Source organism: Gimesia sp. (genome assembly GCF_048260065.1).
Taxonomy (GTDB): domain Bacteria; phylum Planctomycetota; class Planctomycetia; order Planctomycetales; family Planctomycetaceae; genus Gimesia.
In genome coordinates this window covers 24,681-45,680 of the sequence record NZ_JBLXHC010000013.1, presented here as the reverse complement: position 1 = coordinate 45,680, position 21,000 = coordinate 24,681, and the positions used below count along the sequence as shown (strand labels likewise).

General features: G+C 52.5%; 18 protein-coding genes and 1 pseudogene. 7 read left to right on the top strand and 12 right to left on the bottom strand.

Features of this window, described 5'->3' with window-relative positions:
* Positions 1–20: 20 nt before the first annotated feature.
* On the bottom strand, positions 21–551 hold the full coding sequence (gene coaD, locus ACN0YN_RS22190) for a pantetheine-phosphate adenylyltransferase (protein ID WP_417387211.1): 531 nt from the start codon (positions 549–551) through the stop codon (positions 21–23).
* Between the two features lie 282 nt (positions 552–833).
* Here coaD and ACN0YN_RS22185 point away from each other — a divergent pair, with 282 nt between their 5' ends.
* Both ACN0YN_RS22185 and ACN0YN_RS22180 read left to right on the top strand, forming a co-directional pair.
* Positions 834–2,162, top strand: a complete 1,329-nt coding sequence (locus tag ACN0YN_RS22185) for an alpha/beta hydrolase (RefSeq protein ID WP_417387210.1) — start codon at positions 834–836, stop codon at positions 2,160–2,162.
* A gap of 494 nt (positions 2,163–2,656) precedes the next feature.
* The gene (locus tag ACN0YN_RS22180; protein WP_417387209.1) at positions 2,657–2,890 is read left to right on the top strand and encodes a BON domain-containing protein; all 234 of its coding nucleotides are present in this window, start codon (positions 2,657–2,659) and stop codon (positions 2,888–2,890) included.
* Between the two features lie 111 nt (positions 2,891–3,001).
* On the opposite strand, the gene plsY is transcribed toward ACN0YN_RS22180, so the two are convergent.
* Positions 3,002–3,697, bottom strand: coding sequence for a glycerol-3-phosphate 1-O-acyltransferase PlsY (plsY, locus tag ACN0YN_RS22175; RefSeq protein ID WP_417387208.1), 696 nt, complete (start codon positions 3,695–3,697; stop codon positions 3,002–3,004).
* A gap of 282 nt (positions 3,698–3,979) precedes the next feature.
* Here plsY and amrS point away from each other — a divergent pair.
* From amrS to ACN0YN_RS22160, 3 genes and pseudogenes are all read left to right on the top strand, one after another.
* Positions 3,980–5,086: pseudogene (gene amrS, locus ACN0YN_RS22170) on the top strand (AmmeMemoRadiSam system radical SAM enzyme); the annotation flags it as partial.
* Positions 5,087–5,155: 69 nt separating this feature from the next.
* A complete protein-coding gene (gene amrB / locus ACN0YN_RS22165) occupies positions 5,156–7,153 on the top strand; it encodes an AmmeMemoRadiSam system protein B (protein WP_417387358.1) in 1,998 nt (665 codons plus the stop codon).
* Between the two features lie 145 nt (positions 7,154–7,298).
* Positions 7,299–9,218 carry a redoxin domain-containing protein gene (locus tag ACN0YN_RS22160; RefSeq protein WP_417387207.1) on the top strand — a complete coding sequence of 640 codons (1,920 nt, stop codon included), beginning with the start codon at positions 7,299–7,301 and terminating at the stop codon, positions 9,216–9,218.
* A 4-nt stretch (positions 9,219–9,222) separates the two neighbouring features.
* On the opposite strand, the gene ACN0YN_RS22155 is transcribed toward ACN0YN_RS22160, so the two are convergent.
* Positions 9,223–9,966, bottom strand: a complete 744-nt coding sequence (locus ACN0YN_RS22155) for a HisA/HisF-related TIM barrel protein (protein ID WP_417387206.1) — start codon at positions 9,964–9,966, stop codon at positions 9,223–9,225.
* Between the two features lie 150 nt (positions 9,967–10,116).
* Here ACN0YN_RS22155 and ACN0YN_RS22150 point away from each other — a divergent pair, with 150 nt between their 5' ends.
* Complete coding sequence (locus tag ACN0YN_RS22150; RefSeq protein WP_417387205.1) at positions 10,117–10,593, top strand: GNAT family N-acetyltransferase; 477 nt, start codon at positions 10,117–10,119, stop codon at positions 10,591–10,593.
* A gap of 36 nt (positions 10,594–10,629) precedes the next feature.
* Complete coding sequence (locus ACN0YN_RS22145; protein WP_417387204.1) at positions 10,630–11,550, top strand: carbohydrate kinase family protein; 921 nt, start codon at positions 10,630–10,632, stop codon at positions 11,548–11,550.
* Here the strand turns inward: ACN0YN_RS22145 and ACN0YN_RS22140 are convergent.
* From ACN0YN_RS22140 to ACN0YN_RS22100, 9 genes are all read right to left on the bottom strand, one after another.
* A complete protein-coding gene (locus ACN0YN_RS22140) occupies positions 11,519–12,391 on the bottom strand; it encodes a fumarylacetoacetate hydrolase family protein (RefSeq protein WP_417387203.1) in 873 nt (290 codons plus the stop codon). The genes ACN0YN_RS22145 and ACN0YN_RS22140 overlap by 32 nt on opposite strands.
* Before the next feature lie 2 nt (positions 12,392–12,393).
* Positions 12,394–13,419, bottom strand: coding sequence for an RluA family pseudouridine synthase (locus ACN0YN_RS22135; protein WP_417387202.1), 1,026 nt, complete (start codon positions 13,417–13,419; stop codon positions 12,394–12,396).
* Positions 13,419–14,390, bottom strand: a complete 972-nt coding sequence (locus ACN0YN_RS22130; protein ID WP_417387201.1) for a hypothetical protein — start codon at positions 14,388–14,390, stop codon at positions 13,419–13,421. Before ACN0YN_RS22130 ends, ACN0YN_RS22135 begins: the two co-directional genes overlap by 1 nt.
* Before the next feature lie 264 nt (positions 14,391–14,654).
* The gene (locus ACN0YN_RS22125; protein WP_417387200.1) at positions 14,655–15,305 is read right to left on the bottom strand and encodes a hypothetical protein; all 651 of its coding nucleotides are present in this window, start codon (positions 15,303–15,305) and stop codon (positions 14,655–14,657) included.
* A gap of 113 nt (positions 15,306–15,418) precedes the next feature.
* Positions 15,419–16,477, bottom strand: coding sequence for a DUF1559 domain-containing protein (locus tag ACN0YN_RS22120; RefSeq protein WP_417387199.1), 1,059 nt, complete (start codon positions 16,475–16,477; stop codon positions 15,419–15,421).
* Between the two features lie 40 nt (positions 16,478–16,517).
* Positions 16,518–17,591 (bottom strand): DUF1559 domain-containing protein, encoded by a 1,074-nt coding sequence (locus ACN0YN_RS22115; RefSeq protein WP_417387198.1) that lies wholly within the window; start codon positions 17,589–17,591, stop codon positions 16,518–16,520.
* A 113-nt stretch (positions 17,592–17,704) separates the two neighbouring features.
* Entirely contained in the window at positions 17,705–18,754 is a 1,050-nt protein-coding gene (locus ACN0YN_RS22110) for a DUF1559 domain-containing protein (protein ID WP_417387197.1), read from the bottom strand.
* A 61-nt stretch (positions 18,755–18,815) separates the two neighbouring features.
* On the bottom strand, positions 18,816–19,427 hold the full coding sequence (locus ACN0YN_RS22105) for a pyridoxamine 5'-phosphate oxidase family protein (protein ID WP_417387196.1): 612 nt from the start codon (positions 19,425–19,427) through the stop codon (positions 18,816–18,818).
* An 86-nt stretch (positions 19,428–19,513) separates the two neighbouring features.
* Positions 19,514–20,857 carry an MFS transporter gene (locus tag ACN0YN_RS22100; protein WP_417387195.1) on the bottom strand — a complete coding sequence of 448 codons (1,344 nt, stop codon included), beginning with the start codon at positions 20,855–20,857 and terminating at the stop codon, positions 19,514–19,516.
* Positions 20,858–21,000: the final 143 nt, after the last annotated feature.

The following is a 21,000-nucleotide window of genomic DNA, read 5'->3' as shown; positions in this document are numbered from 1 at the left end:
AACAACCAGTCAAACAGAGATTATGACTGGTTTGAAGTTTTTAAAGCGAATTTTTCAATCAGTGGCCCAACCACCTGTCGGGGCACGAAGTCTTTGAGTTTTTCTTCTGCGACATCACCGCCCAGTTGTGCGATCTGCTTGATCAGTGAGCTGGAGATATGCGTGTATTTTTCACTGGCCATCAGGAAGACCGTTTCGATCTGTGAAGCCAGGGTCCGGTTCGCCAGTGACATGGTGAATTCGGCTTCCACATCGGTCAAGGTACGCAGTCCGCGCAACATGACTCCGCCGCCACACTCCTGCACGAAATTAACGGCCAGTCCCTGAAAGCATTTGACTTCGACATTTGGAAAAGCGGTCAATAATCCCTGCAGCATCTGCTGTCGTTCTTCGGGCGAAAACAGGGGGCGTTTATCCGGATTGATCCCGATGCCGACCGTGATTTTCGAATATATCACGGCACCCCGTTCCACAATATCAAGATGCCCCAGCGTTGGGGGATCGAAACTGCCTACATAAACAGCATGATGCGGATTGAGCGTCTGCGACACGAAACTGCCTTTCCAGGAAAAATGACTGTGAACCACTTAGTATTATTGTAGCTGTAAACAGGGTTGATCCAAACGGACAGCATCCAATTTCTGAGACGAATCGTAAGATTTGAAGATCGCGCGTGCCCGGAATTGCAAATCGCTCAGACAGCCATTGTAATAAAGGGATTGAAAACGAATCAGAGAACTCAGGCAATTCAAGTAAGCCTGATGGAACACGTTTCCTGATCTAAAATGTAAACCGACCTGTTGACCAGAATCCTGCTACTGGAGTTTCCTGCAATGAAATATTCTTCTCCCCGCGTCACCTTCCTGCTGACCACAATCATGTTGTCGCTGCTGACAATGAACAGTTCGCTGACCGCGGCACCACAAAATCTGTCTGATGTTTCTAAGTTACTCAAAACACCGGTCAGCAAAGAAAATCAGCAACAGGCTCTGGACTACTTCAAAAAGCGCTATCAGAAACAAAAAGATTTAACCAAAGGCAATCATAAAGAGCTGATCGAAAAGACCGACGATGGCGGCGGTTACGCCGGCTGGTTTCTCAAAGCAAAACCAGGCGATGAAGTTATCATCTTCGCAGAGAAGGATCGTCAGTGGCCGATGATCGAACTGGGAGACTCCGGTTATTTCGCCCGTATTGAAAAGTTCCCCAATTTTTCTTCTGCCCACTACCAGTTCAGCGTCAATGGAAAACGCCTGGAGACAAGCCGCTCCAACCGGTTCGGTTTTGAAAGCTACGAATGGGCCCCCGAAAGCCTCAAGCAGGATGGAGTTCCCCAGGGAAAACTGACTCAGATGCCTGCTTTCAAAAGTACAAAGATGTACCCGGGCACCGTTCGTGACTGGTGGGTCTATGTGCCGGCACAGTATTCTAAAACGGGACCTCCGGCAAAGCTGATTGTCTTCACTGATGGCAAGGGATACTGTCAAGGTGACGGCAACGCCACGATCGTTCTGGACAACCTGATTCATGCAAAGAAGATTCCGGTCTCGATTGCCGTCTTCATCAATCCCGGTGTGCACCCCGCTACCGAAAAGCGGAAATCAGAAATTCGTAATCGCAGCAATGAATACGATACCTGCACCGCTCAGTATGCGACATTCCTGGATGAGGAGATGCTCCCCATCGTCCGCGGGCAATACCGCATCTCAGAAAAACCGGAAGACCATGTGATCTGTGGCGCGTCTTCCGGCGGAAGTTGTGCATTTAGTGCTGCCTGGCATCGGACCGACCTGTTTCAGAAGGTGATTTCCTTTGTGGGCAGTTTCTGTGATTTCCGGGGGATTAATGATTATCCCTCCCGTCAGAAGAACACGATCCCCCTCGATCAGTTTGGCCCCTGGAAAACGGCCCACGATTATCCCGGGCTGATTCGCAAAGAGTATCCTCCCAAACCACTTAAGGTCTTTTTGCAGGATGGGGACAATGATTTAGACAATAAGCTGGGTAACTGGTTTCTGAATAACGAACGGATGGCAGCCGCCCTGGCGTACAGCGGCTACGACTACTGGTTTGTCACCGGACATGGAATCCACAGCAGTCGCCACGGGAAAGCAGTCTTACCAGAGGCCCTGGTCTGGATCTGGAATTCCGACCAGAAGTAAATGCGGACCGCCCGCTTTCTCAGGAGGTTATTTCACGCTAATCGAAATATTCGTGGAGAATTGTATTTGACGAACGGGAAGCGGGCGGATAAATTTACATCATTAAGAATTCAGTGGGACGAAGATTGAAATTGTACTCTCAAGTGAGAGGAACCTTGAGTCAACGATTTGTTTTTAAAGTTCCAGCTTAGAGTTCACCGACTAAGATTTGCCATAACAGAAAATGGAGTTGTGTTCTGCCGGAAGCGGAACGATGTTTGTCGCTTGTCGTTCATGAGTTTCAAGAGTCTGCTGCTTTTGAGTCACCCGCCTTGAATACCACGACAGCTTAGCGTCTACTGCTGGCTGATTCACAGGAAATTGTCTGTTGGTAATTTGACAAGGGCGTATCCAGAGAAACGATCATCTTCATTAACGAGTTGAAATGATGATCCGATTGATCCTGGTGTCGCTTTCACCAGCCTGAATACAGGCTCTTTCAAGGAGGATTTTTGATGACCGTAGAAACCTATTCCCAGAAAGCAAAGCAGCTTTCCCAGAAGATCGAACAGACGATCGCATTTCGGACCGGCAGTCAGGTGCAATCGCTCAAAGTTGACATCCTGGGAGAGATTGTGGTCCTTTCCGGACGCACTGATTCTTTCTACCACAAACAGTTAGCCACTCACGCAGCGTTGAGTGAAATCGATCAGTATGCCCTGTCCAACAACATTCGAGTGGAATCTTAACGGTCCTCTCTTTTTCTACACGATGTAGAAATCCTCCCCGAATCAAACAATGCCTGCGATTAAATCAGGACGATTTAATCGCGGAGGCAATTTCTCTCCTGCTCTGACCAGTTACGAACGACTTTCCTCGTCGCTGGATTCAGACTCAACTGCCTCCGATTTCTTACGGCTGCCAAACGAGAATTTCTTCTCTTCGCCCCGCATGATCCGCCCCAGGTTGCTCCAGTGCCGGATAATAATCAACAGCGGGACAGCGATACTGAAAGCCGCCAGGCTCCACTTCTGCTCTGTGAACGCGGTCGATCTCAGTTGAACAAACTGCGCAACGCCAAATGCAATTGCAGCGACGATAGAACTCAAAGCGACGATTCTTGTCAGCAGAAAAGTCAGCGCGAAGCCGATGACCGCTGCCAGCGTCGACCACGGCCCCAGTACCAGAATCACCCCCAGACTGGTGGCCACGCCTTTGCCTCCACGAAAGCCGAGCCAGACAGGAAACATATGCCCCAGGATCGTTGCGACACCACTTAAGACGCGGGCATGATCGAAAGCGGGAGATTCCGGACTCACGAACAGCGGGGGAATCAGCAGGACGGGCAGCAGTCCTTTTAACGCATCCAGCAGGAGTACCAGGATGCCCCATTTCGCACCCAACGTCCGCGCCACATTGGTCGCACCGATGTTACCGCTGCCTACTTTCCGGATATCCGTTCCGGTAAACAGCTTTGCCACCAGGAGTCCAAAAGGGACAGAACCAGCCAGATAAGAACAGGCCGCCACAAAAATCCAGAAATAATCTGCAAACATCGAGTGGACAGTTTCGTATAATAGAAGTAGAGACATGGCAGTTGATCAACGTGCTGTGATAATACCTGACTCGAGTCAGAAAATACAACAACAGGGGATATTACCTGTTGAGACGACTTTTACGGACGAATCCTTCCGGCTTGCGAGGAGGGGTGGTTCTCATCGCCTCAAAAGTCTAAAAGTTGGAACTTACTATTGGCCCTGTCCTTGTGAATAAATTATTCTGAAGGTCAGGGCCCCCTTCCTTGATGTCCACTGTTACGCTTTACTTTTATCAGAGCCATGGCAGAGAAATCGCTACCCATACTCACTACAGCAGCTGATCAGACAGATCAGGGGCTTTTCCCTGCGCGCTGGTGGCATGCTGAGGGTGAAAAAATCGTCTGCGATCTCTGTCCGCGTGCCTGCGCGCTGTCAGAAAATGATCGTGGATTCTGTTTTGTACGCCAGAATATCGGCGGCAAGATGGCTTTAACCACTTTCGGCCGCAGTACCGGCTTTTGTGTCGATCCCATCGAGAAAAAACCATTAAACCATTTTTATCCTGGCTCCAGCGTGCTTTCCTTCGGAACTGCAGGCTGTAATCTGGGCTGTAAGTTCTGCCAGAACTGGGATATCTCCAAATCAAGAGAAATCGAACGCTTAAGCGCCCGGGCACTGCCGGACGAAATTGCCGAAGTCGCCGGACAGCTGGGTTGCCAGAGTGTCGCGTTCACCTATAACGATCCCATCATCTGGTCAGAATACGCCATTGAAACTTCCAAAGCCTGTCATGCCCGCGGCGTCAAAACGGTCGCTGTGACAGCCGGCTATATTACCGAACAGGCGCGTGCCGATTTCTTCGAGCACATCGATGCTGCGAATATCGATCTGAAAGCATTTACCGAAGAGTTTTACTACCGCATCACGCTTTCTCATTTACAGCCTGTCCTCGATACTCTGAAGTGGCTGAAACAGGAAACGGACGTCTGGTTCGAAATTACCAATCTGGTGATTCCCCAGGCAAATGATAATGACAGCGAATTTCAGCAGATGTGCGACTGGATCCTGAACGAAATCGGTCCTGATGTCCCGCTGCATTTCTCTGCCTTCCATCCCGATTTCCGCATGCTGGACCGCGGAGGCACACCGCCAGAAACTCTGGTCCGCGCCCGCGAGATCGCGCTCGCTGCCGGTCTCAAATATGTTTACACTGGAAATGTGAATGATGTCGCCCGGCAAAGTACCTACTGCCCTGAATGCCGGCAAACGCTCATCGAACGCAACTGGTATCAACTGGGTAAATATGCGTTGCGGGGAAATCGCTGTGGTTACTGCAATACGGAAATCGCAGGTTTTTTCAGTGACAAGCCCGGCAACTGGGGTCAGAAAAGACTGCCTGTGGACATTCAGGCCATATTAAAAAACAGTGCCGCTTCGCAATTACGAAACAACGATCCTCAGAAAGGGCCTTCTACAATGCAGACCAACCCGCCTTCGCAGGTCATGGAACTCAGCACTGATCAGGAACAGGCACTCCTGCAGCAGGCGGCTGCTATCGTTGCCGGCACAGTCACCAGAAGCAGGCCTCAGGAAGTCGCTCTGGGAAGCCTGCAGGACCAGTCCGTCAACGGTGCCTTTGTCAGCTTGAAACGACAGGGGCAACTGCGGTCCTGTTGTGGCAGCTTCGGTCAGCCACTCCCCCTGGGTCAGGCTCTGCATCAGGCAGCAGTCCGGGCTGCAAAAGATGATCCTCGTTTTCCTCCCATTTCTCCCAGCGAACTGGCTCATCTTGATCTGGAAGTCTGGTTGCTCTCTGGTCTGGAAGCAGTTCCCCAACAGGGGGCTGACCGCGTGGAGGCGGTGACAGTCGGACAACATGGCCTGCAGATCCGCGCCGACGGTCGCAGTGGATTACTGCTGCCTGGCGTGCCCGTCGATCATGGCTGGAACGCCGAAGAATTTCTGAATCAAACCTGTATCAAAGCGGGACTCCCCCCGACCGCCTGGAAAGATCCTGGCACGACGTTATTACGATTCGAGGGGATCTCATCCTCTGCCCCATTCGCAGAGCTGGTCGACCTTGCGACTGAAACACAGGTGAAGACCATCTTGGGACCTCGCGAATTTGCCCAGTATCTGCAATACATTCAGTCAACCGTCGATGCGCTACTCAAAGGTCAGGTCCCCTCCTATTATTGTGATGCGGTCTCCGATACGAATCTGCAAGGCGTTGCGCTGCTGCTCTCGCGAACGGGCACCGATGAAGAACTGATTCTCTCCAAGTGGGGGCTGAAGCAGACCTTCCCCATGCAGTCCACTGTGTTTTCACTCTGTCAGCAACTGGCGCAGATCATTGCCCGGCTGCAACTGAAACCGGGCGAATTCCAGATCAAACTGGTGCTGGCTTCCGATCCGGCAATGCATGGCACTGTTGCTCAAAATGATCTGCAGGATTTTGATTTTCAGCATCGCAGCCTGTTGCTCATTGACGGGCAGAAAAATGCCTGGTGCTACGATCGGGAAAAGAGCCCGCTCACTCTGCTGGAACAGGCGCAGCAGGCACTCGGTTGTCAGCAGCCGGAAACGGCTCAGGTGCTCAGCCTGGCGGTACAAAGCACATCTGCCCGTTTCCAGATTGTGAACCGCCCCCGTGCCGAACTCGGAACCGAAATCAGACCGGCGGGAGTCGCAGGGACCTTTTATCCCGCTGATCCTGGCAGAATGACCGCGCAGCTGGATCAACTATTCACTGAAACTGTAGAGACGCAATCCTGGGCTGCCGCGATGGTCCCCCATGCAGGCTGGAAATATTCGGGCAAAATTGCGGCTGATGTGCTGAACCGCATTCAGCTTCCATCGACCATCATCGTCATTGGGCCCAAGCACACGCGCGACGGCGTAGACTGGGCGGTCGCACCACATCAGACCTGGCAGCTTCCGAACGGCAATCTGGATTCGGATCGAGGTCTGGCGCAACAGCTGGTGGAACAGATCCCCGGTCTGGAACTGGATGCTGCCGCTCATCGCAGCGAACATGCCATCGAAGTAGAGCTTCCCTTGATTCAACGACTGGCTCCGCAGTCAAAAGTCGTTGGAATTGCGATTGGCAGCGGCAACCTGCCACGCTGCGAGGAGTTTGCCGAAGGACTGGCACGCGTGATTCAGGCAATGCCGGAACCACCACTGTTATTGATCTCCAGCGATATGAATCACTTTGCGACAGACACGGAAAACCGCCGTCTGGACGAACTGGCACTGGAGAAAATGCGGTCGCTCGATCCCGATGGACTGCTGGAAACGGTTCGCGAAAACCACATTTCCATGTGTGGCGTCCTGCCTGCGGTGATGGTCATGAAAACGCTGCAGAAATTGGGCAAACTGAAGCAAATAGAACAAGTGGGTTACGCTACTTCGGGCGATGTGACCGGTGATTCTTCCCGGGTTGTCGGCTATGCCGGCCTGCTGATCGACTGACGCACAAACTCGTCAGTAACTGACGGGTTTACCGGGAATTACAGAAATTGATGGTGACCAACTTACCGGTTTTCTATTAAAATCCCGACTCTGTCGTTTTTTCAACATTAAAGTATGCGTGCCAGCGGAATCGGAGTCCCGTGATATGTCTATTGGTCGAATCTCTTTTTTAACAGTATTCGCTACCCTCATTCTGTCTTCTCATTCACTACCGGCGGCTGATGCACCTTCGGTTGAACTCGCGTTGACGTTCAAACCGATTCAGGCGGATATCGAAATCGAAAGCCCCGATAAAGCCGACTACGGTCGCTGCAAAGTCGAAGTCGAGCAGGGTAAAAACACTTCTGGCTGGATCGTCTACGGACCGAACGGACAGGTTCTCAGACGCTTCGTCGACACCAATGGTGACAATGTGGTCGATCAATGGCGATATTACAATCGCGGCCTGGAAGTCTATCGCGATATCGATTCCAACAATAACAACAAAGTCGATGGCTCGCGCTGGATGAATCTCGCCGGCACCCGCTGGGGAATTGACCGCGACGAAGACGGCGTGATCGATGAATGGAAAATGATTTCCGCGGAAGAAGTCACGCGCGTTGCCATGAATGCACTGGCAAAGAATGACACCAAAGCATTTAAAACACTCATGATCACGGAAGCAGAACTGACCGACGCCGGCATTCAGAATCCTTTCGCCGACAAGATCCGTGATTCAGTAAACAACGCCCCCAAAGATATTACGGCGATGCTTTCGAAGACCAAAATGATTACACCGGACACCGTCTGGGTTCGCTTTGATGGATCGATGCCGGGCCTGATTCCTGCAGACGAAATCAAAACCAACAAAGACCTGCACGTCTTTGAAAATGTCATGGCCATTGTGGATACCAAAGGGAAAAGTGGTCTGATCCAGTTTGGTGAGTTGATTCGCGTGGGCAATGCCTGGCGACTGACACAGGTACCACTCCCCATCGAAGGCGATTCCATCCAGGTCACCGAAGGCGGAATTCTGATGCAGCCGGTCGCCGGAACCAACACTTTACCCACTAATACCACAGTGGGACTTTCTAAAGAGATGCAGGCACTGCTGGATGAACTGCAGAAACTGGATCAGAACGCTCCCGCTCCGGATCAGGGCCCGCAGGCAATCGCCCGCTATAATACCGAACGGGTTGCAATTATCGAAAAGCTGATCGCTGCTGCCAAGAATGAAGATGACCGCTCTCAGTGGACTCGACAAATGGTCGACGGTCTGGCTGCCGCCGTGCAGACTGTCGGATATAAAGATGGTCTCAAACAACTGCAGGCCATCCGAGATCAGGTTCAGAAGAAATCGCAGGACCAGGATCTGGTTGCTTACGTGACTTATCGCACTTTACTGGCGGACTACAGTTCGCAGTTGCAGTCCACACAAAGCGAACAACTTCGCGATGTGCAGACCTGGTGGCTGGGACAGCTGGAAGACTTCATCAAGAAATATCCCAGCTCCGACGATGCTGCCGAAGCAATGCTGCAGCTGGCAGTCACACAGGAATTCAGCGGCAAAGTCGCCGAATCCAAAAAATGGTACACCAAACTGGTGGAGAGCCATGCCAATTCCGAAGCAGGCACCCGTGGTGCGGGCGCTCTGCGACGCATGAATCTGTCAGGCAATGAACTGGAACTCGCAGGGAATTCATTGGCCGGAGGCAAAATCGATGCGAAGCTGTATCGTGGTAAAGCACTGCTGGTGATTTTCTGGTCGAGCTGGTGTAAACCTTGTACTGAAGATCTGCCTCAAATTCAGGAGCTGTATAACAAATACCACAGCCAGGGATTTGACGTGCTGGGAATCAACCTGGATGCGACTCCCGAACAGGCGGAAGCCTACATCAAGCAACACAAGATCGTCTGGTCGCATATTCATGAAGAAGGCGGTCTGGAAAGTGCGCCTGCCCGTGACTTCGGCGTGATCTCACTGCCAACGATGTTCCTGGTCGACAAGTCAGGCAAAGTTGTCAACCGCAGTGCCACCGTGGCGGATCTCAAGAAATCACTGCCTGGTCTGTTACAGCAGCAGTAAAACGTCAAGGCAGAGAGAGAATCGTCTCTCTCTGCAGTCGGCCATCATGCAGCGCAGACGCCACCAGCACGGCGTCTGCCCCCTGCTCTGCCTGAACCAGCAGATCCTCTCTGCTGTGAATACCTCCCCCCGTAATCAGTTTCAACGCGGGGTGACGACTGCGCAGCGTATGGCACAGCGCTTCCGTCCCGGTTCCCTGCCCGGTCCCGACATAAGCCAGGTCCAGCAGAATCATCTGGGTGACGCCCTGCTGAAGACTCAATTCCGCGATCTGCAGCGGATCATCAATCGCAGTAAAGGAATTGTCAGGCGAACCGTTACAGACAGGCTTTCCCTGTTTGAGATCCAGACTGAAGACGCTTGATGCTGCACCCCAGTCCTGTCTCAGTTGATTCAACTCTCCGGGAGACTCCAGTGTTTCCAGCCCCGCGACAATCGTGATTCCCTCTAACCCGGATAATGGTTGACTGTCAGCAACACGGCGTAAACCACAGTCGAGGAGAAAGGTGAATCCTGCATCCAGCAGACTCTGATACAGTTCCAGGTTGAGTCGCTGCTGCAGAATCGCATCCAGGTCGGCGACATAAAATTCACTGAAACCGAATTCGTCGTTTAATGCCTGCGCGATATCCAGCGGTTGGCTGGAACGGGTCAGACCGCTTTGAATCGGTTGATAGGTTTCACGCTGTCCCGCAATACCACGAACTACGGTTTGATTCAGGATATCCAGTACCGGTATGATTTTCAAAACAGACTCCAGGCAGCATGATTCGTTCATCTGACATTGAACAGTGTGATTTCCCTGTTTCCGTGCCACTGATTACAATAACAGTTCCCAGACAAAAAGGGGATCATCCCCAGATCGCAATCCCGGAATCCGGATCGAATTGAAACAGCCATGCAGATACGCGAAGCAGACCTGACTAACCCGGAACACGCCAGCGCCCTGGTTTCACTACTCAACAGTTATGCCTGCAGTCCCGAAGGGGGTGGCAGCCTGTTAGCGGAGGAAGTGCAACGCAACCTGGCGGAAGCTTTAAATGCACGCCCGGATGCCTGTGTGCTGCTGGCATTCGCCGACGAGACACCGGTCGGACTGATGACCTGTATCGAAGGTTTCTCAACCTTTGCCTGTAAGCCTCTGTTGAACATTCATGATGTATATGTTTCACCAGAGTTTCGCGGACAGGGCGTCGCCAGTCAGCTGTTTGCACAAGCGGAAAGCATTGCGAAAACGCGGGGATGCTGTAAACTCACTCTGGAAGTCCTGCAGGGAAATACGCATGCGCAAGCCGTCTATGCCCGGCTGGGCTTTTCCGGCTATGCACTGACACCCGAGATGGGGCATGCCCTGTTCTGGGAAAAGAAACTCTAACCTGCAGTGATTCTGTTTGAATGAAGAACGTCTGATATGAAATACGATGTCGTCGGTCTGGGAACGGTAGTCGTAGACCATCTGGTTCTGCTGTCGCATCATCCAACCCAGGATGCCAAAACCAATATTATCAGTGACGCCTTCCAGATCGGCGGTCCTGTACCGACTGCCGAGGTGATGTTGAGTCGGCTGGGAAATCGGTGTGCGTTGCTCGGCAGCTGGGGTGACGACCAGTATGGATCACTGATCGCAGAAGTCCTGACTGCAGAAAAACTGGATCTCTCAGGCAGCCGACTACTGCCGGGTACCCGTTCCGGTTATTCGCAGATCTGGATCGATGAGAGTGCCTGCACGCGTACGATTGCCTGCTATCGCCCGGAAATCTGTCTGCAGCCCGCTGATATTTATGAAACGATTCTCAAACAGTCACGTGCCCTTCACCTGGATGGCTGGCCTCAAGAGACCTGCCTGCACGCGGCGCAGATTGCGCAGCAGGCTGGCGTCAAAGTCTGCCTGGATGCCGGTTCGCTGAAACCGGGAACGGAAACGTTGATCCCTTATCTCAACGTGCTGAACTGCCCGCGTCGATTTATCTCCGAATATCTCAACACGGACGACATCCTGGCGGCCGGACCGGCGCTGCTGCGTGAAGGACCGGAACTCGTCACCATTACGGATGGTATCAACGGTGCCTGGCTCTTTACGGAATCGGTCCGTCTGCACTGCGAGGCGCTGCCTGTCCAGGCGATCGATACGACCGGCGCAGGGGACGTGTTTTCCGGTGCGCTGCTGCATGGCATTCTGGAAGACTGGCCCGCCGAACGGATTTTGAAATTCGCCTGTGTCACCGCGTCGCTGAAATGCGCACGTCTGGGTAACCGCGAGGCATTACCGACGCTGGCTGAAATTGAAGCAGTGCTCCAGACTAAGGAGCCACGTCTTTCACGATTGGATTGATGAGCGTTCCAATCCCGCTGATCTCGATGGAGACGATATCGCGATCTTCCAGTGTAAATTCATCGGGGGGCACAATCCCGGTTCCCGTCAGCAGGAATACACCACTGGGAAAATCGTTCTCTTTCCCCAGCCAGCCGATCAGGTCTTCCAGTCCGCGTGCCATCTCTGCGATTGTGGTATCGCCGCGGAAAACTTCTGCGCCTCCCCGTTCAATCGTCAGGATGATCTGCGTTGCCTCCCGATTCAGAGGCTGCTCGTGCAGCAGAACACAGGGGCCAAGACCACAACACTGTTTGTAGAATTTCGCCTGAGGCAGATAGAGCGGGTTTTCCCCTTCAATATCCCGGGCTGACATATCATTGCCGATGGTGTAACCGACCAGTCGCAAATCGGGAGAAACGACCAGAGCCAGTTCGGGTTCCGGCACTGACCACTGGCTGTCATACCGAACACGGACAGGCTGATTTGGTCCGCACACCCGGTTGGGAGTCGCTTTGAAAAACAGTTCGGGGCGATCCGCTGTATAAACCTGGTCGTAATGCGAGGCAGCGGCTTCGGATTCTTCCATTCGCGCGACCTGGCTGCGTTTGTAAGTCACTCCCGCTGCCCAGACTTCCTGATGATCGATGGGCGCCAGAAACTCCAGCTGGTTGAAAGGGACGGGAGGCAGCTCGGTATCGATCAGAAACTTCGCCAGTCCGATCGGATCGGGGGCGTAGAGAATATCAGACAGTCGATGACAGTTTTCCACCTGCGACAGATCCAGAAGTTGAACTCCATTCGCTTCGACGATCGCGACGTGTCGTTCTCCGTTTGACAATAAAACTTTAGCGAGTTTCATCTTCATACTTCCTTCTGGTACTGGTCTAACGCGGCGAGTGTGTTTTCCATATCTTCAGGTAATGGTGCCTCAAATTTCATCGGTTTTCCACTCTGGGGATGGAAAAATTCCAAACAATACGCATGAAGCGCCTGACGTTCGATTAAAACATCAGTTTCCCGCTCTGCCGCGTCTGCTTCTGCCTGAATCCCGAGACTTTTCATCTTCAGTGACTTGTGTCCGCCATACACGCGATCCGCGACAATCGAATGACCGATATGCTGCATATGAACCCGCAGTTGATGCGTGCGTCCGGTACGCGGCTTCAGCCGGACATACGTGAAGGCCTGATAGCGCTCGATGACTTCGTAGTAGGTAAACGCGTTGCGGGCATTTCCCCCTTCGTCGCAGACGATCATCTTCTCCCGTGCCCGCGGATGCACGCACATGAAGGTATCGATGAAATCGGTATCAAACTCCATGCGGCCCCAGACGATGGCCCGGTACTCTTTCTGCACATCGCGCTTTTCAAACTGGGCACTCAGTTTGGCATGGACCTGGTTATCCTTGGCGACAACCATGATTCCACTCGTATTCCGGTCGAGCCGATGCACGATCCCCGGGCGATACTGACCGGCGACATCACTCAGTTTATCGAAATGATGCTGCAGTGCCCCTGCCAGTGTTCCCGCGTAATTTCCCTTGCCGGGATGCACGATCATATCCGAAGGCTTGTTGATGACGGCAATCCAGTCGTCTTCGTACACGATGTCGATGGGAATGTCTTCGGGGGGGAGTCGATTATCGGGCATCTCGGGCAGACGGACCGAGACGCGATCATTCACACGCATCCGCCGGGCCGCTTTGACCGGCAGACCATTGACCAGCACGGCTTCCTGCTTGATCGCTGTCTGAAACAGCACGCGCGTGTAATTCGGATACAGACGACACAGATAGTGATCGATTCGCCAGCCATGAGCGCGAGCCTCAACCGTAATTTCAATGGGTTCGCTGGAAAGCTCTGGCGGTGACGAAAGTTCGTCGGACATTATGGTTTCTTTTCGGTCGCTGGTTCCGGGCTCGGCTTTTCAGCAGGAGCTTCGGTTTTTTTGGCAGGCTCCTCAGGAGTGGCCGGCTTGTCTGTAGACTTGGGTTCTTCTTTCGCAGGTGCGTCCGTTTTGGGTGTTTCTGTTTTGGGCGCATCCGGTTTGGCATCGTCAGACTGCGGAGAATTAGTCAAAGGCTCAGGCAGTCCGGGAAGACTTGGGAGCCCTGGCAGATCCGGAAGTCCGGGCAGACCTTCCTCTTTGGCCTCATCGCTGGCACCGCCGGGATTCATCCCTGGCAGAGGCATGTTGAATCCAGGACGCTGACGATCGCCCGGTTTGGGAGACTGTGCATGGAACCATTTGTAAAAGTTTTTCGTGCCTTCCTGGTCGAGGGCAGCGACTTTTTCGCCATCCTCTGGTTTCACACGCTGTTCGGCCAGTTTACGGAAGATGGAATCAGGAAATTCCTGGATCAGTTTTTTGTAGAGTTCGGTCGCGTTTTTGAGATCGCCGTCCGACATCGATTCTTCGGTCCGCGCCATGCCAAACAGAGCCCGTTCCCGAATTTCGGGTTTGGTGGAAGAAGAATCGAGCAGTTTCTGGAACTGTTCTTTGGCTTTTTCCAGATCACGATTACCGGCACTGCGATCGGTGAAGGAGTTGCGCACTCCCGACTGCAGATGGCTTTCGGCAGCGTGAATCATTGCCCAGTCGGCGACGTTCGTGCCGGCAAATTCATCGTACACATTTTCGAAATCTTCGGTCGAGTTGGCGGCTGCCAGACGGGTCCAGGCTTCCGCTTCCTGCGATGACTGACTGGTTTGCCAGACAGAATAGACAATCACAAGAACCAGCAGCACCCCGCCGACCACGAGGACTTTGGGTCCGTACGTTTCGACATAAGGTTCCGCCTGATGTACCAGTTTACCCAGGTCATTGGTTTGCAGATCGTGTCTATGTTCGCTCTTCATCAGAGTCTCTCGCAGAAAATATGAAATAGTCCGAAACTCATTCTCTCACAACGAGATAAACAAGTCCATCGCGCGAGTATATTGCCCCTGAATTTATGCGTCAAGCTGATCCCCCGACTCTGGCCGGTTTCAGTGTAAAGAAATGCAGATTTTCGTTTCCTGGAGTCAATTTTCGGACGAAATCAGCTTAAAAAGCTCTGACCGGCGGCTCTCTGTCCGCCACGGGAGTCCCCGGCAGCGATTCTGCCCGGCGTGTGTCCAGATTTACCGTAATACCTTCCTGAGACCGAACAGGAACCAGGGATTCAGAAAGAACCCCACCAGCATCACTGAGTAAATGGTAATTAATTTGATTTCCACCAGTCCCAGATCTGCCACCACTTCCAGACACCACGATCCCATCAGAAACAGGACCGTCGAAGCCAGCAGGCCGTAGACTTTCAGCATCTGGTCAGAACGATTGAGATACAGCAGGAGTTTTCGCAGGGCCAGAGCAAGGAGGATCAAACCAATATTCCCGGACAGCTTCAGGAACAGCGCTACAGGCAGGTTCAGCACTTCGGTATCAAAAAATATGGTACCGGAAAATATCAGTTTAGCGAAAAAGCCGATAGCTGCGCCGATCAGTAATCTGCGGGCACCAGCCTGCTCCGGTATCGATAGACATAAAATCGTGCCGATGAAGACAATCAGATTTCCCGAGAATGAAACGACCGGCAGAACGTTCATAAACAGGGTCTGCATCTCGGTACCAAACAGAAAATACAGCACACCGACCGCCGCGAGAAAAATGAGCACACCGCCATAAATCAACAGATTGAGACCCCGCCTGACCTGCTTCAGAGAAACCGGCACTTCCCGGAGCCACTGCTCACCGGAGATCGACTCTGCTACTGCCTCTGATTCGTGATTCATGCTTCCCGGATCTCAAACTTCGTATTACAAGTCAGACTAATTCCACCTCATAGTGAAACATCCTGTCAGCCAAATCACAAGGCTGAAACGTTGCCTGCCAGCAGAGCTCCGTGTCAGGGCAACCGTTTCTGCAGAGATTCAAGCTGATTGAGAATGATCTTCATTTGAGAGGGGCTAGCATCTTCTGACAGGGAACTGGTATTCAAAACCTGAGAAATATCCGTTGTCTTGTCGATCCGTAACAGCAACCGGGACACATTAAACGTTCTAATTTCTTCCATGTCCATCAGTTGCTTCTCTTCTTCCTGAAGCTCTCTGTGGCTGTTCCTGAAAAGCTGAATCAGTATCGGCTGCTCATCGCTGATTTCGAGCAGTTTCGCAAAATAAGAGCGATCGCTTTGCTGATCTGTCTGGAGGGGCATCTGTTTCCAATGAAATATACCTGTTTCAAACTGTTTGCCGGGAACCGCCATTTGTACCAGTTTCGGAACGGGAGGGGCGATGGCAATTTGATTCAGTATTTCAGGTGCCGTCTGATCGGAAAAGAATGAGACGCTGCCATCGGCAAACAGCAGATGCCCCCCCTTCCATTTCGGGAAGCCAAAACTCCCCGGCCCAGTACACAGTTGTTTTCCCAGAGGCCGCCAGTTGAAAGGATAAGCCCATGGCTGATAATTTCCCGCCACTTCCCCTGTCACCCAGGTATTTGCGGCACCCATCTCCATCTGGTCGAAAGTGACACTGCTGTTACGATAGAAAAGATGCGGGTTTCCCAGGTAATGAGTGAGCCCAAAACCGGTGCTCGTGTAATTTGCCGTGGCATCTGGATTCAGGTAGGCTGGACGGATTGTTTCTGTCACTTCAAGATTAGCTGGACTATCCCAGCCTGTGTGCATATTGATCCTGTTATAATCCGGGCTGGCGTCCATGAATGGCAGGTACATAGTCAACCAGCCCTGCATCGCTGTACCATCTTCACGAATGCCCCCGCCGGAAGGCAGACATCGATGAGCATCTTCATAATTTAGCACCGCCAGACCGATCTGTTTCAGGTTGTTCTTGGAGACCGACTTGCGGGCCGCTTCGCGTGTCTGGTGCACCGCCGGCAACAACAGGCCGATTACCAGAACAATCAACACCAAAACGACGCCAATGGTAATCCAGCGCTGCATGTTAATGTCTCCCGCCTCACATGGTTTTGATCATGGTCGCTCAGATTTCCTGATGGCCAGGTTCTATTTTAGGCAACCGACTCTGCAGGCTCTGCAATAGTTTCACATTCGCTTCCAGTTGCTGTGGTGTTGTCTCTTCTACAAGTACTGTAGATTTGAGTAAGGAGTCTATGTCTGTCTCCGGACTGATGTGTGCCAGGAACTGAAATGCGGCTCCCTTTCCTTTATATTCAGGTATATCTCCTGGTCTATTGATAAACTTGAAGCAGACATTCATTGATAAAGGCCTCCCGGACGGGTCTCGTAGAACCTTGACGATATATTGATTGATCCCTTCGGGATTAGAATCCAGGTTCATGCTTTCCCAGCAGTAATCACCGATGTTAAACTTGCGGTCAGGAACCTGGACCTGTTCGCTGGTTGCAACAGGAGGCAACTCTGCCATTCGCTTAAGAACTTCAGGTGAAGTCTGCTTTGAAAAGTAAGACACTTTGCCATCAGCAAGTAAAATATGTGCCCCATCCCAGGCAGGGTATCCGAAGCTGTTCAGTCCATCACAGAGTTTAGTTCCCAGTGCTCGCCAGTTGAAGGGGTAAGCCCATGGCTGAAAGTTACCAGCAACTTCGCCCGCCAACCAGTTATGAGCGACGCCCCCTTTCAGATCTCTGAGAGCGATCGAACTGTTACGGTGCATCAGATTCGGATTTCCCAGATAAAAAGTCACACCTTGACCATCGCTGGTCAGCCCCATATCCGTTTCAGGAATCTGATACACGGGTTTCGACAGTTCGCAGACCGGAAAATTCTCCGGGCTGTTCCAGGGCAGAGAAGAATCAACCATATTGTAATAGGGACTGGCATCGAGATATGGCATGATCATCATCATCCAGCCATGCATGGCTAATCCATCCCCGCGGATAGTTCCTCCGGGGGGAAAACATAGATGTGTATCATGATAATTGTGCAGCGCCAGGCCAATCTGTTTCAGGTTGTTCTTTGAAGTCGACCTGCGCGCCTCTTCGCGGGCTCGATGCACCGCCGGCAGCAGGAGGGCAAGCAACAGTGTAATGATGCCTGCCACGACTCCCAGTTCCAACCAACGTTGTCTGGTCATGTCTCCCGCCTCCCGCATTATGATTCGGGGACCATTGATGTTTTCACACTTCTCACAATGTTTATCATAGTGCCTGCAACCAGCGAGAAACAATCCCCTTGTCAGTTCAGTTCTTATTTCTGCAACCGTTTCTGCAGTGCCTGCAGCATTTTGACATTCGCTTCCAGCTGTTCGGGAGTTGTGGCATCGACGAGGGGAGTTTCCTTCAGTGCGGCTGCAATGTCAGTGGTGGAATCGATCTCGAACAAGAGTCGTGGACCTTTCAGATAGAGCTTTGGCTGTTCCTGCTCTTCTTCCGTTAACAAAATCTGACTATACACGTTGAGCTTGAGTAAATCGTTTGCAGCCCCCTTGAGGCCAGTTGCAAAATATTTATCCCGCGCTTTAGGATCAGACTGCAGATCGATGCGATCCCAGTGAAAATCGCCGGTCTGAAACACTTTTTTGGGAACGGCAGTCTCTGCTTTCGTCGCAACGGGGGGTGCCGCGTCGTAGCGCTGCAGCATTTGAGCTGAAGTCGCGTCCGTAAAGAATTTGATATGCCCGTCCGCAAACAGGATATGCCCGCCTCCCCATTCGGGACGTCCATAGCTGGCTGATCCCTGGCACAGCTTTGTTCCCAGCGGACGCCAGTTGAAGGGGTAACACCAGGGTTGAAAATCACCGGTCGTTTCCCCTGCGAGCCAGGTAAACGACGAACCGTTTGTCATTTCTTCGAAAGTTACATCACTGTTACGATGCAGCAGGTTCGGATTTCCCATGATGTGAGTCAGAGCGTATCCAGAATCGGTATATTGCTGTTCGACGCCGGGTATTAAAAATACGAACAATTTCTGATCGAACACATACCGGTTTTCGGTACTCTGCCAGGACTCGTTAAAATCCAGCCAGCTGTAATACGGGCTGGCATCGAGATACGGCATCATCATGGCGATCCAGCCCTGCATCGCGACGTCGTCCTCGCGGATGGTTCCACCAGGAGGCAAGCAATGATGAGTGTCGTGATAATTATGAAGTGCCAGGCCAATCTGCTTGAGATTATTCTTGGCAGAACTGCGGCGTGCTGCTTCACGAGCTTGAAAAACCGCCGGCATAATTAAGCCGAACGCGAGGAGCAACAGGCCCAGAACCAGACCGATGGAAATCAAGCGTTGCCATGCCATGTGATTTTTTCCTGGAAACGATTTGCTGCGTTCAATTCCGAGATTCTATTTAAACAGAGTCTCAGGCAAATTTCCAGTGGCCTTCCCATTTGTCAGTCCAGAGGAACTGAGCCGCCAGATGACCGTTTCTGCGGAGCTGCAGCCAGTCGAGATGATCGATGCGGCAGACGATCACGGCGAAGTTCTGGTAACCCAGCTGTGCCTCTTCGTCATTAGGCAGACGGTCAAACAGATAGTCGGGCAGATTCGGTTCGGGAGTCTCACTTCTGGTACCCGGTTCCGCGACGGTAATGTAACCACGTCGATGTTCGGGACTGCTTTTCTCCCAATGTGCGGCTGAGATGTCATCGCCGGCATGCACGGTCGCTTCTCCGCGCAGGCGAATCTGCACACGCGTCGTCGAATCGTAGGCAACCCATTCCATCCAGGGTGTCTGTTCGAGTTCGTCGATCTTGTCCGACCGTCGATCCGTATAGCAGATCAGTTCGCGGCGTTCCGGCTGAATGTCCCGTAACACGACCGTTCGTACACGGGGACGACCTTCAAAAACAGTGGACAGCATTCCCAGACGCCAGGGATGTGTCTCTGTTTCAATAGCGGCCTGCAGATATCGCCAGGTTTGCGAAAGGATCGTGTTGACGTTGGCGGGGTTAAACTCAAATTCTCGGGTCATCACGGTCCAGTCTTCAAATCAGTAAGAGTCGCTCTCCCTTAATTCTTAACCATGCAGGCGAACGGTCAAGCGAAAGTTTGAAAACTTCAGGGGCGATCGTGAGATAATATCTCATCTTTCGGATGATACAGGATGGCGATGGGCAGAATGACTGCGGCCAGGAACAGAAAGACATTACTCATCGGCCAGTTGCAGGCGTTCAAGACCTTGGTAAAGATGCCAAAAAACAACGCGGAAAGCACGATGCCAATCCAGTTAATCAGATTCATCGCCCCAATCATCCGCCCTTTCAGCGATTTGGGGGGACGTGTCTGCAGTTCCACTTGCAGCGGCACGACAAACAGACCGGCAAAGAATCCCAGCAGCGTGAGCACGCCCCGCGCCAGCCATTCGGTGGTGCTGAGGGGAATAAACGAAGCCCAGAGGGAGACATCAGTCTGCGGGACCGCTTCGCCTGTTTCGGGAGTGGCCCACCAGCCAAAACCTGCCATCACGGCCAGGCAAACGACGAGTCCCCACGCTCCCGTCGTCACCAGTTTGAAATTGACCCGTTTCCGCGACGCGCGCCCCGCGACAATGCAGCCGAGTGAAATGCCCACGCCCATGCAAGCCGCCATCAGACTGGTGCGGCTTTCGCTGATGTGAAGTTGACCGATGCCAAAAATGTTCACCAGCGGCTGGACAATGCCGCCTACGAACCAGAAGACGGAAGAGATCAACAATACCGATAACAGCCGACGATCATTTCGCAACAGCCCGCGTGTTTCGGCATCGATCCCCAGAGTGGAAGGACTGAAAGGCAAGCCGGGATGGGCCACCGGAGTTCGACGCACCCACAGCGAGGAAATCGTCCCGATGACGGCAATCCCGATGCAGAAATAGCTGGTCTTCCAGAGTTGATCGGGAAACGCCTGTTTGACAAATCCCGCGGACGCCATTCCAAAAATGATGGCAATGAAGGTTGTCATCTGGATGATGCCGTTCGCCTGAGGCAGATCGTCATCGCGGAGCATTTCGGGGAGAATGCCATATTTCGCAGGACCGAAAATCGCGCTCTGCGTGCTGAGTAATCCCAGCACAATCAACAGCGGAAGAAACGCTCCCGTCAAAAACGCAGCCATCGCCAGCAGCGCAATGACGATTTCGGCAACCTTGCAGGCAATGACAATCGTTCGCTTGGTGTGACGGTCGGCGTACCAGCCTCCCAGTCCGGAGAAGAAGACAAACGGCAGTGCAAACACGGCGAGCGCCGTTCCCTGCTGATCGTCGGTCTGCAGCTGCAGAGCCTGCTGCGCACAAAACAGCAACACCAGTTGTTTATACAGATTGTCGTTGAAGGCACCCCAGAACTGAGTGAATGTCATGCCCCAGAAGGAGGAATCCTGATACAGGGGAGGCAATTCTTCTGTCTTCAATTCCGTTTCAGACACCGCGTACAATCCTTGCAGAGGGGCAATACAAGCTGGAGAAATTCCCGGGGAAGTTGCGCCCTGATGCGCGTAACTGCTCACGGGTTAAAATCGAGCTAAACCATAGTGGCTGAACGGAATTCTGACAATGTTGATTGATTCAA

What these genes read in the sequence shown, in the direction of transcription:
- ACN0YN_RS22140 (WP_417387203.1), bottom strand. Translation starts at nt 12,391, where the DNA reads ATGAAACTCGCTAAAGTTTTATTGTCAAACGGAGAACGACACGTCGCG.
- plsY (WP_417387208.1), bottom strand. Translation starts at nt 3,697, where the DNA reads ATGTTTGCAGATTATTTCTGGATTTTTGTGGCGGCCTGTTCTTATCTG.
- ACN0YN_RS22160 (WP_417387207.1), top strand. Translation starts at nt 7,299, where the DNA reads ATGTCTATTGGTCGAATCTCTTTTTTAACAGTATTCGCTACCCTCATT.
- ACN0YN_RS22135 (WP_417387202.1), bottom strand. Translation starts at nt 13,419, where the DNA reads ATGTCCGACGAACTTTCGTCACCGCCAGAGCTTTCCAGCGAACCCATT.
- ACN0YN_RS22120 (WP_417387199.1), bottom strand. Translation starts at nt 16,477, where the DNA reads ATGCAGCGCTGGATTACCATTGGCGTCGTTTTGGTGTTGATTGTTCTG.
- ACN0YN_RS22125 (WP_417387200.1), bottom strand. Translation starts at nt 15,305, where the DNA reads ATGAATCACGAATCAGAGGCAGTAGCAGAGTCGATCTCCGGTGAGCAG.
- ACN0YN_RS22115 (WP_417387198.1), bottom strand. Translation starts at nt 17,591, where the DNA reads ATGACCAGACAACGTTGGTTGGAACTGGGAGTCGTGGCAGGCATCATT.
- ACN0YN_RS22185 (WP_417387210.1), top strand. Translation starts at nt 834, where the DNA reads ATGAAATATTCTTCTCCCCGCGTCACCTTCCTGCTGACCACAATCATG.
- ACN0YN_RS22105 (WP_417387196.1), bottom strand. Translation starts at nt 19,427, where the DNA reads ATGACCCGAGAATTTGAGTTTAACCCCGCCAACGTCAACACGATCCTT.
- amrB (WP_417387358.1), top strand. Translation starts at nt 5,156, where the DNA reads ATGCAGACCAACCCGCCTTCGCAGGTCATGGAACTCAGCACTGATCAG.
- ACN0YN_RS22150 (WP_417387205.1), top strand. Translation starts at nt 10,117, where the DNA reads ATGCAGATACGCGAAGCAGACCTGACTAACCCGGAACACGCCAGCGCC.
- ACN0YN_RS22180 (WP_417387209.1), top strand. Translation starts at nt 2,657, where the DNA reads ATGACCGTAGAAACCTATTCCCAGAAAGCAAAGCAGCTTTCCCAGAAG.
- ACN0YN_RS22145 (WP_417387204.1), top strand. Translation starts at nt 10,630, where the DNA reads ATGAAATACGATGTCGTCGGTCTGGGAACGGTAGTCGTAGACCATCTG.
- ACN0YN_RS22130 (WP_417387201.1), bottom strand. Translation starts at nt 14,390, where the DNA reads ATGAAGAGCGAACATAGACACGATCTGCAAACCAATGACCTGGGTAAA.
- ACN0YN_RS22110 (WP_417387197.1), bottom strand. Translation starts at nt 18,754, where the DNA reads ATGGCATGGCAACGCTTGATTTCCATCGGTCTGGTTCTGGGCCTGTTG.